We start from the raw sequence: 14,251 nt of genomic DNA on the forward strand, positions 1-14,251 counted from the left end.
GGATCGCTTCGCGCAAACGTTCCCCGAGTCGAACTGGTCACGGCCGACGGTGAGGAGACTGGCTTCGGACGTCGGCTGTCGGGAGGCTTCTTCGCTCGACTCTTGCGGTGAGCTCGGCCCGCGAAGTTTGGAGTCTGGCTGTGGCAGTTGGGGCACAGGAACCGAAGGTTCTCCCGCCGACAGTCGAGGAATTCGCCATTTATGTGATCTACGTGCAGCGTGATCGGTTGGCCCTGCCAGATGCCACCGAGATCGCATCGGGCGCACGCGTAACGCTGGCCAACCTCAAGCAGCGCGCGTGTCAGCCGGGTGCCCGACGGCCGATTCGACCCGCGCGGCAGGCAGACCAGGATCTCGCGGGCGGTCAAGCGATTGTGGGCGAACAAACCCGCGTTGTGGCCTTGGCCTTTGAAATGTGATGTGTCGATGCCGAACTTGTCGAACCGACGCCGAAGGTGGGCATGCATTCCGCCTGACGGCTTCGCGATACCGAGATGTCTCATCACACCTCGCATGCTCATGGAACGGCGGGCAGCCTCTACGAGAACTTCATATGTGTACTTCACGCACGGAAAGTTAGCAATCGCCTACGACATCACCAGCTCAGTAGCTTTCGGCGCCCCAGAGGTTCGTCCCGTGTGGTGGGTTGGAGGTCGACAGCGCGGTTGCGTAGCACCCGAATTCCCAGGGGGATCAGGACTATGCACAGTAGAACGGGTTCGATCGGAATACCGAAGGTGTCGTCGTGGGGGCCCGCGTCCTTGAGGACGCCCATCCAGGTGGCGCCGCTGGCGAGCAGCAGGATCAGGCGGGCGGTGCCGATGGTGCGGGACTTGTAGGCGGCGATGGCCAGCAGGAGGGTGCCGAGGTATTGGCCGACGGAGCACCATACGGCGACGCGCCAGGGGCCGTAGCTGATGTCCATGTAGGAGTTCATGATCGCGGTGGTGGTGGCCTTGACGCCGAGTTGTTCGGTGAGTTGGAAGGCGGTCTGGTCGACTCCGGCGAAGTAGGCGCGGGCGAATAGGCCCGCGATGAGGAGGGTGGCGCCCCAGGTGGCGAGGTGGGGGGCGCGGGGGGTGGCGAGGTGGGCGAGGGTGGTGGTGGCGGGGATCAGGAGGAGGGAGCCGAGGAGGAAGCAGGCGAAGGCGAGGGTCATGAGGGTGGGGATCTTGTGGTAGGTGGCCAGCAGCATGGGGCCCGCGAATTGGCGGGTGTCGAAGTCGTGCTGTTGGGCGGGGGTGAAGAGGTGGAGTCGGGTGGGGATGTAGCGCAGTGTCCATCCGAGGCACCAGATGAGGGGGCCGAGGATAAGGGTGGTGCCGCCGATGGTGCGGCCGGGGAACCAGGGGTTGGGGTGGGCGGTTGGCATGGGTTCATGGTTGTCGCGCGGGGCGGGGTCGGCACTGGTGCGAAGTCGGGCGTGCGGGGGCACCTTGGTGGGGTGGTGGGGGTGGCGAAAGTCGCTGGCGGCGGGGTGTGAGGCGGCGTATACCCTAGCCGGGTGAGTCGACCCGATAATCGCGCCGCTGACGCGCTTCGTCCCGTGACATTCCACCGTGGTTGGACCAAGCATCCCGAGGGTTCGGTGCTGGTCGAGTTCGGGGACACCAGGGTGCTGTGTACGGCCTCTGTGGACACCGGGGTGCCGCGGTGGCGGCGAGGGGCCGGGGCGGGGTGGGTGACCGCGGAGTACTCGATGTTGCCGCGGGCGACGAACACCCGGGGCGATCGGGAGGCCGTGAAGGGGAAGATCGGGGGGCGGACCCACGAGATTTCGCGGCTGATCGGGCGGGCGCTGCGCGCGTGTCTGGACCTGAAGGCACTGGGCGAGAACACCATCACCATCGACTGCGACGTGCTGCAGGCCGACGGCGGCACGCGGACCGCCGCGATCACGGGTTCGTATGTGGCGCTTCAGGACGCGGTCACGTGGTTGACGGACAAGAAGATGGCCCGCAAGCCCGACAAGATCCTGAAGCGCTCGGTGGCGGCGGTGAGCGTGGGTGTCGTGGCCGGTGTCCCGGTGCTGGATTTGAATTACGCCGAGGACTCTTCGGCCGATGTGGACATGAACGTGGTGTGCACCGGGGAGGGTGACTTCGTGGAGGTGCAGGGCACCGGCGAGGAGGCCGTGTTCGATCGGTCGACCCTGGACGCCCTGTTGGACCTGGCGACCAAGGGGTGCAAGGAATTGACGGGCATGCAGGTGAAGGCGCTGTTGTCGTGAAGTTGCTGTTGGCGACCCGCAACAGGAAGAAGCTGGCGGAGCTGGAGCGGATTCTGGCCGAGCACACCGATGTCGAACTGTTGGGTTTGGACGATGTGCCCGAGTATCCCGAGGCGCCGGAGACGGCGTTGACGTTTGAGGGCAACGCGGTGGCCAAGGCGCGCGACGGCGTCAGGTACACGGGTTTGCCTTGCGTGGCCGACGATTCGGGTATCGCGGTGGACGCGTTGAACGGCATGCCCGGGGTGTTTTCGGCGCGATGGTCGGGAAGGCACGGCGACGATCAGGCCAATGTGGACCTGATGCTGGCGCAAATCGGCGACGTGGGCGACGAGCACCGCGGCGGGGCGTTCGTGTGCGCGGCGGCGCTGGTGTTTCCCGACGGCACCGAGCATGTGGTACGCGGGGAGGCGCGGGGTCGGATCATTCGGGAACCGAAGGGCTCCAACGGGTTCGGTTATGACCCGGTGTTCGTGCCCGACGGTTTCGATGTCACGACCGCCCAGATGTCGGCCGAGCAGAAGGACGCGATCAGTCACCGCGGCAAGGCATTCCGCCTCCTGGCGAAACTGGTGTAGAGCGCCGCCCGAGCGGGCTAGATGTCGAAGGTGGCCCCGGAGTGCACCACTTCGACGGGGCCCGAGTAGGTGGATTCGGCCTCGGCGAGGGTTTGTTCCTCGCTTCCCCAGCGCCGCACCAGGTGTGTGAGCAGGAGGCGTCCGGCGCCGACCTTGGTGGCGCATTCGCCGGCCTCGCGGCCTGTGAGGTGGACGCCGGGCGGGTTGGGGCGTCCCTCCAGGTAGGAGGCTTCGCACAGGAAGACGTCGCAGTGGTCGGCGAGGCGTTCCAGGTTGTCGCAGCGCCCGGTGTCGGACGAGTACACGAGGGAGCGTCCGCCGTATTCGACGCGCACGCCGTAGGTTTCGATGGGGTGGCAGACGCGGTCGACGGTGACGGTGAGGGGGCCCAGCGAGAACGCGCCGGAGTTCAGCGTCTTCACGTTGTATACATCGGACAGTGAGGGGCAGGCGTTCTCGCCGGCGCCGCCGTAGGCGGTGGCCAGCCGGCGTTCGGTGCCGTCGGGGCCGTACAGCGGCACGGCGGGGAACGGGGCGCCGGGCGCGTAGCGCCGCATGACGACGTAGGGGCAGGCGTCCATGATGTGGTCGGCGTGCAGGTGGGTCAGCAGGATCGCGTCGATGTCGTACGGGTTGATGTGGCGCTGCAGCGGGCCCAGCGATCCGGAGCCGAAGTCGAGCAGCAGCGCGTAGCCGTCGGCTTCCACCAGATAGGACGAACATGGGGAGTCGGGGCCGGGGAAGCTTCCGGCGCAACCGATCACGGTGAGTTTCAGTGTCATGGTGCCCCCTGGCGGCGTTGCCGGGTGGGTTCGTGCTGAGTGATCTTGCAAGTGTCGCTCATGTGACGGCCCTGGAGAGTGTGCGAATGCCCACGTCCACGGTTTCGGCGCGCAGGTTGATGGGCTGCGGGCCGAGGAAGCGGGAGGCGAGCCGCGCGAAGGCGTCGCGGTCGCCGGTGGCCAGGAAGCGGTGTTCGGGCTCGGCGGCGTCGGCGTCGCGCAGCAGGTCGCGCTCGTACAGGGTGCGGTAGACGTCGCGGGCGGTCTCCTCGGCGCTGGACACGAGGGTGACGTCCTCCCCCATCGCCAGGCCGATGAGGCCGGCCAGCAGCGGGTAGTGGGTGCAGCCCAGCACCAGGGTGTCGACGCGGGCGCGCTGCAGCGGTTCCAGGTAGCCCTGGGCGAGGCCGAGCAGTTGGCGCCCGGTGGTGACGCCGCGCTCCACGAAGTCGACAAAGGCCGGACATGCGACACTCGTCACATTCACGCCGACGGCGGCGGCGAAGGCGTCGTCGTAGACGCCGCTGGCGACGGTGACGGAGGTGCCGATCACCCCGATATGTCCATTGTGCGTAGTGGTGACGGCGCGCCGCACGGCGGGGCGGATCACCTCGATGACGGGGATGGCGAAGCGCTCGCGAATATCGGCCAGCGACGCGGCCAGCGCGGAGTTGCACGCCACGACCAGGGCCTTGACCCCTTGCGCGGCAAGGTAATCGCAGGCTTGCAGCGTGAACTGCCGCACCTGCGCGATGGGGCGAGGTCCGTACGGCGCGCGGGCGGTATCGCCCACATAGAGCAGTCGCTCCGCGGGCAGCAGGTCTCGAATCGCCCGCGCGACGGTGAGTCCGCCGACGCCCGAATCGAAGATCCCTATCGGGGCATCCGTCATGACAGGCCAGACTACGCGTTTGGCGGGCGGGTCGACGCCGGTAAAACCCTGATATGTCGGGAAGGCGACAGCGTGTGACTCGACACATGCATGTTGTGTCTATGTCAGATGGCGCCCAACAGGATCACGCCGATGACGAACAGGACGGTACTGGCCCCCAGCAGCAGCCACGGCACCTTGCGGTACTGGACCGTGACGAAACCGGCGACGACCAGAGCGAGCCCGACCACGCCGGTGACCACGAACGCCGGCTCGAACCAGCCCGGCAGGTCGCCCATCATCCGAATCATGCCCACGATGCCCAGCACCAGGCCGCAGCACCCCAGGGCCAACGCCCACACGCTGACGCCGATCAGTCGGCGGTTCCTCAGGTCGGGTACGGTCTCGAGCCCGGCGACGGAGGGCGCGGTGGCGGCCATGAGCGGCTGCGACGGGGAGGTCTGGCGTGGCATCACCGGCGGGGCGGACGGGGTCGAGGGCTGACCGCCCTCCGCCAGCGGGGCGACCATGACGGGCGCCTGGTGTTGGGTGTTGTCGTTGTTAGCCACGTTTGCCGACTCTACCAATACTTTCCGCTACTGAGGTCAAGCCCATAGCTGGTTGTCCAAGGTTTCGGCGCTTTCGGCGGCGTCGCCGCTGTAGGCGCCGGTGGACAGGTACTTCCAGCCGGCGTCGGCCACCAGCAGCGCGATGTCGGCGGGTCGGGAGCGTTTGACGGCCTCGTCGGCCAGGCCCAGGGCGGCGTGCAGCACGGCGCCGGTGGACAGTCCCGCGAACAGGCCCTCCATGGACAGCAGCTGGCGGGTGCGTCGCAGCGCGTCGGCGGAGCCGACCGACAGGCGCCTGGTGAGGACGTCGGCGTCGTACAGCTCCGGCACGAAGCCCTCGCCGAGGTTGCGCAGGCCGTAGACCAGTTCGCCGTAGCGGGGCTCGGCGGCCACGATCTGGATGCCGGGCCGGCGTTCGCGCAGGTAGCGCCCGGTGCCCATCAGGGTGCCGGTGGTACCGAGCCCGGCGACGAAGTGGCTGATCTCGGGCAGGTCGCGCCACAGCTCGGGCCCGGTGGTCTCGTAGTGGGCGCGGGCGTTGGCGGCGTTGGCGTACTGGTTGAGCATCACCCAGTCGGGGCGCTCGGCGGCCAGGGCGCGGGCGGCGGCCACGGCGGCGTTGGAGCCACCGGCGGCCGGCGAGTAGATCACCTCGGCGCCGAACGCGGTCAGCAGCTGTTTGCGCTCGTCCGAGGTGTTCTCGGGCATGACGCACACGAGCTTGAAGCCGTGGTGCCGGGCGACGGCGGCCAGTGCGATGCCGGTGTTGCCGCTGGTCGGTTCGAGGATGGTGGCGCCCTCGGTGAGGAGGCCGTCGGCCATCGCCGACTCGATCAGGTACTTGGCCACCCGGTCCTTGACGCTGCCGGTCGGGTTGCGGTCCTCCAGCTTGGCCCACAGCCGCACCTCCGGGGAGGGCGACAGGTGGGGCAGGCCGATCAGCGGGGTGTCGCCGACGGTGTCGGCCAGTGACGCGTAGCGGGCCATGGCCCTCAGCCGCCCGCCACCGCCGGGAGGATCGTCACGGAGTCCCCATCGGACAGTTCGGTCTTCAGGCCGCCGGTGAAGCGGACGTCCTCGTCGTTGACGTAGACGTTGACGAACTTGTGAAGGTTTCCCTCGCCGGTGACGATGCGTCCCCGCAGACCGGAGTGGTTGGTGTCCAGGTCGGACAGCAGGTCGTCGAGGTTGTTGCCCTCGCCGGTGACGACCTTGGCTCCCGCGGTGTGCTGCCGCAGGATGGTGGGAATGCGCACTTCGATGGACATGGTGATCCTTACTGGTTGTTACGGATGAACCGGTGGGACGCCGCGCGCGGGCGCGGCGTCACTGACAGTCGTAGACGAGGACGTCGGGGCTGTGCCCGAACTTGTACGACTGGACCGCGTCGGGGTCGCCGAGCGCCTGGATCGGCTCCTCGGTGATCTCGCCGTCGACGATGCGGTACGACCTCACGTCCGCGACGGACTCCTCGCGCGTCGACACCAGGATGTAGTGGGCGTCGGGTTCACCCGCGAACTTCACGTCCGTGCGGGACGGATACGCCTCGGTGGCGGTGTGGGAGTGGTAGATGACGACGGGGATCTCGTCGGCGTCGTCCATGTCGCGCCACACCCGCAGCTGCTCGGTGGCGTCGAAGCGGTAGAAGGTGGTGCTGCGTTCGGCGTTGAGCATGGGGATGTGCCGTTTCGGCTCACCGGTGTCGGCCGGGCCCGCGATGACGCCGCAGGCCTCGTCCGGGTGATCGGCGCGGGCATGGGCGACCATCGCCGCCACCAGCGCATGATCTATCCGCAACACGGCGCCAAGGTTACACGCGCGGCCCGGGTGATGACCAGGCCGCGCGTGTGTCGTCTGTGGAGGGTGGTTCAGTTGACCGACAGCAGGTCCACCACGAAGATCAGGGTTTCGCCCGGCTTGATGAGCGGCGTCGGGCTGGCGTTTCCGTAGCCCAGGTGTGGCGGGATCGTCAGTTTGCGGCGGCCGCCGACCTTCATGCCGACCAGGCCCTGGTCCCAGCCCTGGATGACCTGGCCCGCGCCCAGCGGGATGGTGAAGGGCTGGTTGCGGTTCCAGCTGGCGTCGAACTCGGCGCCGGTGGACAGCGAGACGCCCACGTAGTGCACCTCGACGTCGCTGCCCTTGGTGGCCTCGGCGCCGTCGCCCACCACCAGGTCCTCGATCTCGAGATACTGCGGCGGTTGGCGGTTTTCGGCGGCGATGACGGGTCGTTCGAGGGCCACTGCTTTTCTCCCTTACGGACGGATACGTGACGCATCGGACCCTAGCAGCGGTCGATGAGGTCCTGGACACCGTCCAAAATGACGGTCAGCCCGAATTCCAGCGGATCGTCGTGCGCCGGGCCGAAACCGCCGCCGGCGATCGCGGTCATCAGCGCCGGGAAGCGACCGCCGTGGCGGGCCAGCACGTCGGCGGTGAGCTGGTTCCATTCGGCCTCGTCGTCGGCGTCGTGTTCGACCATTTGCTGGGCGAGGTTGCGGATGTGGCCGATGATCAGCAGGAAGACGTCGTGCCGCTGCACCGGGGTCAGCCCGGTGTCGGCGAGGGCGGCCAGGGCGGCGTCCAGCCACGACAGCTGCCCGGGTCCCATCACCTGGCGGCGCATGGCGGTGGCGCCCAGCACCCAGGGGTGGGCGCGGTACAGGGCCCAGCAGGCCCGCGCCCAGGCGGTGATCCGGGGCCGCCAGCCGCCCTCGATGTCGGTCAGATCGGGGGCGGTGCCGAAGGAGTCGACCATCAGGTCGATGAGTTCGGCCTTGCCGGGGACGTAGCGGTACAGGGCCATGGCGGAGACGCCGAGCTCGTCGGCGACGCGCTGCATGGACACCGCGTCCAGGCCCTCGGCGTCGGCGAGGTGGCGGGCGGTCTCGGCGACCCGCGCCGCGCTCAGCGAGGGCTTGGGTCCGCGGCTGGGTGATTCGTTTTCTCCCCACAGCAGGGCCAGCCTGACCTGCTTGTCCTTGGTGGTGTTGCGGGTTTTGGCCATCGGATCTCCGTTTCGGGTTGACGCCGGTCAAGAACTGTGTATAACATAAACTCAATCGCGTATGACATAAACAGTTTATTGGAGTAACAATGCTGACCACCCTTCTCGCCGCCTCCGCCGCCACCCTCGTCGCCGCCCCCGCCGCGGGCCTGCTCGGCTACCGGCAACTCAAGCGCCACAACGCCGCGACGCGGCTGCGCATCGACACCACCCGCGGCATCGACGAATCGGGCTTCGTGCGCATCGGCGGCATCGACCAGTGGATCTCCATCCGCGGCGACAACCTCGCCAACCCCGTGGTGATGGAGATCCACGGCGGTCCCGGCGCCTCCAACTCGATCTTCATTCCGCGCACCCGCGACTGGGAGAAGCACTTCACGATCGTGCGCTGGGACATGCGCGGCGCCGGCAAGACCTTCGGCCGCAACGGGGCCGGCCCGCTGGGCTTCGCGCGGATGTACGCCGACGCCGTCGAGGTCGCCCAGCACATCCGCCACCGCATGGGCGTCGACAAGCTGGTGCTGGTGGGCAACTCCTTCGGCAGCGTCTTCGGGCTGCGGCTGGCGCGCCAGTACCCGCAGTGGTTCTCGGCGTACGTCGGCACCGACCAAAACATCATGGACGGTGGCCGCGACCGCTCGGGCTACCACGCGCTGCTGGAGCGGGTCACCAACAGCGGCAAGAAGAAGGACGCCGCGCAGCTGCGCGCCATGGGACCCGACGCTCACCAATGGACGGCCCACCAGTGGGCCCAGGTCGCCAAGCTCACCGTGACCACCGACCCCCTGACCTTCGACACCATGAAGACCGTCGTGGTGCGCTCGCTGTGGTTCTCCCCGCTGCACTCGCTGCGCGAGCTCGGGCACTTCTTCAAGGGCATGAACCACTCCGAGCAGATGACCATCGAGACCGTCGCCTTCGACGACTACGCCGACGGCACCGACTTCGCCGTCCCGTTCTTCGTCTTCCAGGGCGAGCACGACGTCCTGACCCCGCCGAGCGCGGCGCGGGAGTTCTTCGATCGGGTCAACGCCCCGGTGAAGGACTTCGCGTTGATCAACGGCGCCAGCCACTTCGCGTCCTTCCGCGAACCCGGCCAGTTCCTCGAGCTGATGCTGACCCGCGTCAAGCCCGCCATCGAGCGCCAACGGCTGGTCACTGACTGAGGCCCACCACGACCCACATGAACGCCACCCCTCCCACGGTGCACAGCAGGGTGAGCCGGGAGGGGTGGTTGGCGTGCGCCTCGGGCAGAATGTCCGAAGTGGCCAGGTACAGCAGGAAGCCCGCGAAGTATCCGAGATAGCCGCCGATGGCGCCCTGCGGCACCGAGATCAGGCTGGCCAGGACCGCGCCGACGACGGGGGCCACCGCGTCCAGCAGCAACAGGGTCAGGGCGCGGCGGCGGGCGTTGCCGTACAGCGTGGTGATCGTGAAGGTGTTGAAGCCGTCGGCGAAGTCGTGCGAGACCACCGCGATCGCGACGGTGACGCCGATGGCGGCGTTGGCCTGAAACGCCAGGCCGATGCCGATCCCGTCCAAGACACTATGGACAACAAGGCCCAAACCCGCCAGCATCCCCACCGACTGCAGGGAGTGCCTGTGCGACTCGAACGCCCCCTCGTGTCCACGGTGGATCGCCAGCGACCGCTCCAGCACGTGAATGGTGAGAAACCCCGCCGACGCCGTCAACATCGCCACGGGCACCCCGAACACGCGGTGGCCCGCCAGCTCCAGCGCCTCGGGCATCAGGTCCATCGCCACCACCCCGAGCATCACCCCCGCCGCCAGACCCAGCACCAGGTAACGCGCGCGCCGCGCCCGCAACGCGACGAAGCCACCCGTCAGGGTGGCGCAGAACGCGGCAGCCGCCAGCAGGATCGCCATAGCCGCACAGCATGCCGTGATTCACCACGCCAAAGCGCCAGACACGCGGAACTCCCCCTCGAGGGCTCACCTGAGACGCGACGCCTGACCCCTGAATCGCCGAAAAACTCCCTCCCGTCGGGGACCGAACGGCCCACAGTGAACCTGGGCTCGGACCAACCGACGGCACAGGGACGGAGACCTCCTCCCGACAGAGACCAAACGGCCCACAGTGAACCTGGCCCCGAACCAACCAACGGCACAGGGAGGGAAAACGCTCTCCTGCCAGGGACCGAACCGCCCACAGCGCACGTGGGCTCGAACCGAACTGACGGGAGGAGAGACAGACGCCCTCCCACCAGGAACGGGACTGGCCGCAGTGCGCGTGAGCCCGTGCCGAACTGACGGGAGCGGAGAACAACTCCCTCCCGCGAGGAACGGGACTCCCCACAGCGCACATGGGCTCGTACCAACCAACGGCACAGGGAGGGAGACCCCCTCCCGCCAGGGACCGAACCGCCCACAGTGAACCTGGGCTCGAACCGAACTGGCGGGAGGAGAGACAGACCCCCTCCCGCCAGGAACGGGACTGCTCACAGTGCACGTGGGCTCGTACCGCGCTGGCGGGAGGGGGGGGTTGGTGGTGGCGCTCAGACGTCGGCGTGCTCGCGCTTCAACAACTCGCGTTTGGTGTCGGGGCCGAAGATGTACTGGCCCAGGGAGCCGTCGGTGCGGACCACTCGGTGGCACGGGATCACCAGGGGCACCGGGTTGGTGGCCAGGGCGGTCCCCACGGCGCGCACCGCCTTGGGGCGGCCGATCTCGGCGGCGACCCAGGCGTAGGGGCGCACCTGGCCGACAGGGATCGAGCGGGTCGCCTCCAGCACCGAGCGCTGGAACTCCCCCGCCGCGTCCAGGTCCACGTCCAGGTCGGTGCCGTCGCCCGTGGACAGCGCCTCGGCGAGTCCGTCGGGGACCGCGGGCGCGGGCAGCAGCGGGCGGGCGAAACGCTGGCGGAACGCGGGCGCGAAGTCGGCGTCGTCGGGACGCACGAACGCGATGCCCCGCCTGGTGAACGCCACCGCCAGCTCCCCGATCGGGGCGCCCACCCGCGACCAGCGGGTGGCGATGCGGTCCAGCAGGCCGTCGGGCGCGTCCATCGGCAGCGCCGCCAGATCGGTGAGGACCGGGTCGCGATCAAAACTGTTCATGACAACCCTCCTTGGGTCACGGCATCGGTGCGGAGCCGGGACAGGCCCCGCGAGATATGGGATCTGACGGTCCCCTCGGCCATGCCGAGGATGGACGCGATGTCGCCGACCGGGAGGTCGACGACGTGGCGCAGCACGATCGCCTCGCGCTGCGGATCGGGAAGCCTCGCCAGGAGGCCGGCCAGCCGCCCTGCGGTGTCGTGCCGTTCCGCCGCCGCCTCGACGCTTTCGGCGCCGTCGACGGGTTCGGGGGCGGCGTCGATGTCGCCGGGCGGCGGCTTGCGCGCCATGGTGCGCTGGTGGTTACGCCACACGTTCATCACGATCGTCATCAGCCAGGCGCGGGTGCGCAGGGCGCGAACGCGGTCGGTGTCGTAACCCAGCAGTGCCCGAAAGGCCCGCAGGAACGCCTCGGCCGTGAGGTCCTCGGCGTCGGCCCGCCTGCCCGACAGGCGCAGCGTCACCGAGAACACCAGCCGCTGGTAGGCGCCGTACAGGTCGGCGAAGCCGGCGTCGACGTCCTTCGCCAGGGCCTCGGCCACGGGGTCGTTGCTCACGTCGTCCACCCTTCCTGATTCGTGTCGCTGACGTGCGGCCACCCGTCACACCTCCTTCAGCGCACCGGAGTCGACCACGAAGTCGGCGCCGGTGGTGCTGCCCGAGCGCGGCGACGCCAACAGCGCCACCACGTCGGCGACCTCCTGCGGGTCGGCGAAGCGACCGGTGGTCAGCCGCATCATCTCCGGCCCGACGGATTCGATGACCGCGTCGCGGTCGGCCCCGGTGGCCCCGGCGAGGATGTCGGCCGCGCCGCCGTCCTCGGTCCACCACGCGGTGAGCACCGGCCCCGGCGACACCGTGTTGGCGCGCACGCCCCGCGAACCGAACTCCTCCGACACCGACTTGGTGACGTGGTTCAGCGCCGCCTTGGCCGCGCCGTAGTCGACGTTCATGGCGCCCGGTTGACGCGCCATGGTGGATGACACGTTGACGATCGCGCCGCCGCCGCGCTTGACGAGCTCGGGCACGGCGGCCCTGATGGCGCGCACCGCCGAGTACAGGTTGAACTCGAACATGGCGCGCCAGTCGTCGTCGTTCGGCGTGGCGAATCCGAAGCGCGGCAGGCTGGCGCCCGGCGGCGGGCCGCCGGCGTTGTTGACCAGCACGTCCACGCCGCCGAACGCCTCGACCGCGCGGGCCACGACCCGCGACGGCGCGTCGGGATCGGTGAGGTCGGCCGCCACGTGCAGCAGCGACTCCGACGCCAGCGCGTCCAGCTGGGGGCTGGTCTTGCGGGACACCGCGACCACCGTCGCGCCCTCGGACAGCAGGGTGCGCGTGATGGCCAGCCCCAAGCCCTTGGAGGCGCCGGTGACGACGGCGACCTTGCCCGACAACTGCAAATCCATTGATGCTCCTTGATACGGGGTTTGTTGTCGGTGGCTTAAACCCCAGGGAGCCCCGTGGCGTTGCGCTAGGTCCGGCCCCAGGTCCGCGACGGCAGCTGGGTCCACGCGTGGCAGGCGGCCACCAGCTCGGCGACGTCGCCCGGGCGGGCGAGGTTCTTTCCGGTGGCCAATTCGATGCGCCGCAAGCGATGCCGGACCGTGTTCGGGTGGCAGTTCAGGAGCTCGCCCGTGGCCTTCGCCGAACCGCCCGCCTCGATCCAGGCCCCGAACGTCTCCAACAGCATGTCCCGGCGCTCGGGCGGCTGATTCAACAGCGCGCCCAAAACCGTCCGCGAGGTCTCGTGCGCGGCGTCCGGCGCCGAGGCGATCAGGACGTTCATCGGGTTGTCCTGGAACTGCTCCACCGTCGCCGCCCCGTCGTTGCGCTGCAACACGAGTTGGGCCAGGCCCAGCGCCCAGGAGGCGCGCCGCAGGGGCGCGAAGACCGGACTGACGCCGATGGGCCCGGAAGCGTGACGGCCCAACACCTCCAGCGCCGGCGCGACGCGGGAGGGCTTGTCCAGGGACAACACCCCGACCAGGGCGTCCTGCCGCAGCTGCCACACCGAGGCCACGTCGACGGCCGACAGCTGCGAGTCCACCCGGGGGATCGGGTCCTGGCCGAGCTGGGTCGCCGCGGCGACCACGACGAACACCCCCTCCACCGGCAGGCGCAGCATCTCGGCGACCTCGACCACGGTGGCCAGGCCGATGTCCTCCGACAGCAGCACGCTCACCAGCGCCGCCCGCTCGCGTTCCCGCGTCAACAGCAGGTGCTGGGCCTCCTCGCGGTACGCGTGGATCAGGGTGTCGCCGACCAGGTTGTGGAGGCGGAACATGTTGTGCGACAGGTCGACCATCTCGTCGGCCGCGATGAGCGGCTCCTGGCGCGCCTCGTGGATCATCGCCGCCCACAGCTCGTCGTAGCCGATGCGAAACGACGTCAGCACGTCGGGCAGTGGCACGCCCTGCTGCGCCCGCAACCTCCCGGACGCCACCGCGGCCAGCAGGTCGTGTTTGTTGCCCACCAACCGATCGAACGCGTCGTGGACGTTGGCCTCGACGATCGACCACAGCTGCTGGCGGGTTCCCGCCGCGCCCGAGGCGTACAGCGGAATGTCGGTCAAGAGCCTCGAGGTGATCCGATCGAACAGGGTGTCCAGGTCGAGGCTCAGGCGCCGAACGACCTCCCTCGCGGTCGAGCTGGTCGATTCGACCGGCACCGCTTCCATCGCGCCCACCCTCCGAGTCTAGGAAGCGGCCGCGATCCGCACGGGCTGTGTACGGGAACAACGCGCCGTCCGAAACGCTGTCCGCCGCGCCAATGACCTCGACCGCGCTCACGCGTCAATCTATATGACGTGGCGCACATCGCTTCCGTCGGCGGCGAAGCCGCGTTTCGGGCGCGCGGGGTGTGCCCCTGGCTGACAGGACAGACATTGCTATCGGTAGTCATCTGCTCGCGCACTATCGTTGCGGCACAAGGCATCACGGGTTTCGCTACCGAGCAGGGAATCGCCCACACGGTGCGGACGGTGACGTCAGGCGAGGCGGTGTTCACCGGGCTGCTGCGACGCCCCGCCGACGTCGTGATCGTCGATGCCGCGATGGCGCGGCCCGACGCCGCGCGCTTCACACAGCGGGTGCGGCTGGCCAGCCCGCGCACCGCCGTCATCCTGGTCGGCGCGG

At 68.9% G+C, this 14,251-nt stretch carries 18 protein-coding genes; 4 read left to right on the forward strand and 14 right to left on the reverse strand.

Annotated elements, in window-relative coordinates; all coding sequences use genetic code 11:
- Positions 1–107: 107 nt before the first annotated feature.
- Complete coding sequence (locus VE172_RS12750; RefSeq protein ID WP_324802123.1) at positions 108–419, forward strand: hypothetical protein; 312 nt, start codon at positions 108–110, stop codon at positions 417–419.
- Positions 420–595: 176 nt separating this feature from the next.
- Here VE172_RS12750 and VE172_RS12755 read toward each other — a convergent pair whose 3' ends face one another.
- Entirely contained in the window at positions 596–1,372 is a 777-nt protein-coding gene (locus VE172_RS12755; RefSeq protein WP_324802126.1) for a hypothetical protein, read from the reverse strand.
- Between the two features lie 132 nt (positions 1,373–1,504).
- Here VE172_RS12755 and rph point away from each other — a divergent pair, with 132 nt between their 5' ends.
- Complete coding sequence (rph, locus tag VE172_RS12760; protein ID WP_324802129.1) at positions 1,505–2,230, forward strand: ribonuclease PH; 726 nt, start codon at positions 1,505–1,507, stop codon at positions 2,228–2,230.
- Positions 2,227–2,808, forward strand: coding sequence for an RdgB/HAM1 family non-canonical purine NTP pyrophosphatase (gene rdgB, locus VE172_RS12765; protein WP_324802131.1), 582 nt, complete (start codon positions 2,227–2,229; stop codon positions 2,806–2,808). The genes rph and rdgB overlap by 4 nt, the downstream gene beginning before the upstream one ends.
- A 17-nt stretch (positions 2,809–2,825) precedes the next feature.
- Here rdgB and VE172_RS12770 read toward each other — a convergent pair whose 3' ends face one another.
- The 8 genes from VE172_RS12770 to VE172_RS12805 all read right to left on the reverse strand — a co-directional run bounded on the left by VE172_RS12770 (position 2,826) and on the right by VE172_RS12805 (position 8,037).
- Complete coding sequence (locus VE172_RS12770; protein ID WP_349258358.1) at positions 2,826–3,584, reverse strand: MBL fold metallo-hydrolase; 759 nt, start codon at positions 3,582–3,584, stop codon at positions 2,826–2,828.
- Between the two features lie 64 nt (positions 3,585–3,648).
- A complete protein-coding gene (murI, locus tag VE172_RS12775; protein WP_324802137.1) occupies positions 3,649–4,482 on the reverse strand; it encodes a glutamate racemase in 834 nt (277 codons plus the stop codon).
- A 104-nt stretch (positions 4,483–4,586) separates the two neighbouring features.
- Positions 4,587–5,030, reverse strand: a complete 444-nt coding sequence (locus tag VE172_RS12780; protein WP_324802139.1) for a hypothetical protein — start codon at positions 5,028–5,030, stop codon at positions 4,587–4,589.
- A 36-nt stretch (positions 5,031–5,066) separates the two neighbouring features.
- The gene (locus tag VE172_RS12785) at positions 5,067–6,017 is read right to left on the reverse strand and encodes a PLP-dependent cysteine synthase family protein (protein WP_324802142.1); all 951 of its coding nucleotides are present in this window, start codon (positions 6,015–6,017) and stop codon (positions 5,067–5,069) included.
- A gap of 5 nt (positions 6,018–6,022) precedes the next feature.
- Positions 6,023–6,298, reverse strand: coding sequence for a MoaD family protein (locus VE172_RS12790; RefSeq protein WP_324802145.1), 276 nt, complete (start codon positions 6,296–6,298; stop codon positions 6,023–6,025).
- A 58-nt stretch (positions 6,299–6,356) separates the two neighbouring features.
- Positions 6,357–6,830 (reverse strand): M67 family metallopeptidase, encoded by a 474-nt coding sequence (locus VE172_RS12795; RefSeq protein WP_324802148.1) that lies wholly within the window; start codon positions 6,828–6,830, stop codon positions 6,357–6,359.
- A 68-nt stretch (positions 6,831–6,898) separates the two neighbouring features.
- The gene (locus VE172_RS12800; protein WP_324802151.1) at positions 6,899–7,273 is read right to left on the reverse strand and encodes an FKBP-type peptidyl-prolyl cis-trans isomerase; all 375 of its coding nucleotides are present in this window, start codon (positions 7,271–7,273) and stop codon (positions 6,899–6,901) included.
- A 41-nt stretch (positions 7,274–7,314) separates the two neighbouring features.
- Complete coding sequence (locus VE172_RS12805) at positions 7,315–8,037, reverse strand: TetR/AcrR family transcriptional regulator (protein ID WP_324802154.1); 723 nt, start codon at positions 8,035–8,037, stop codon at positions 7,315–7,317.
- Between the two features lie 89 nt (positions 8,038–8,126).
- Between VE172_RS12805 and VE172_RS12810 the strand changes: the two genes are divergently transcribed.
- Entirely contained in the window at positions 8,127–9,203 is a 1,077-nt protein-coding gene (locus tag VE172_RS12810) for an alpha/beta fold hydrolase (RefSeq protein WP_324802156.1), read from the forward strand.
- Here the strand turns inward: VE172_RS12810 and VE172_RS12815 are convergent.
- The 5 genes from VE172_RS12815 to VE172_RS12835 all read right to left on the reverse strand — a co-directional run bounded on the left by VE172_RS12815 (position 9,193) and on the right by VE172_RS12835 (position 13,794).
- Positions 9,193–9,924 carry a ZIP family metal transporter gene (locus tag VE172_RS12815; RefSeq protein WP_324802159.1) on the reverse strand — a complete coding sequence of 244 codons (732 nt, stop codon included), beginning with the start codon at positions 9,922–9,924 and terminating at the stop codon, positions 9,193–9,195. The genes VE172_RS12810 and VE172_RS12815 overlap by 11 nt on opposite strands.
- A 629-nt stretch (positions 9,925–10,553) precedes the next feature.
- The gene (locus VE172_RS12820) at positions 10,554–11,114 is read right to left on the reverse strand and encodes a methylated-DNA--[protein]-cysteine S-methyltransferase (protein ID WP_324802162.1); all 561 of its coding nucleotides are present in this window, start codon (positions 11,112–11,114) and stop codon (positions 10,554–10,556) included.
- Complete coding sequence (locus tag VE172_RS12825) at positions 11,111–11,671, reverse strand: RNA polymerase sigma factor (RefSeq protein ID WP_324802165.1); 561 nt, start codon at positions 11,669–11,671, stop codon at positions 11,111–11,113. The genes VE172_RS12820 and VE172_RS12825 overlap by 4 nt, the downstream gene beginning before the upstream one ends.
- A 45-nt stretch (positions 11,672–11,716) precedes the next feature.
- Positions 11,717–12,523, reverse strand: a complete 807-nt coding sequence (locus VE172_RS12830) for an SDR family NAD(P)-dependent oxidoreductase (RefSeq protein ID WP_324802167.1) — start codon at positions 12,521–12,523, stop codon at positions 11,717–11,719.
- A 65-nt stretch (positions 12,524–12,588) separates the two neighbouring features.
- A complete protein-coding gene (locus VE172_RS12835; protein ID WP_324802170.1) occupies positions 12,589–13,794 on the reverse strand; it encodes a PucR family transcriptional regulator in 1,206 nt (401 codons plus the stop codon).
- Positions 13,795–14,251: the final 457 nt, after the last annotated feature.

Source organism: Stackebrandtia sp., from assembly GCF_035643755.1.
Classification (GTDB): domain Bacteria; phylum Actinomycetota; class Actinomycetes; order Mycobacteriales; family Micromonosporaceae; genus Stackebrandtia.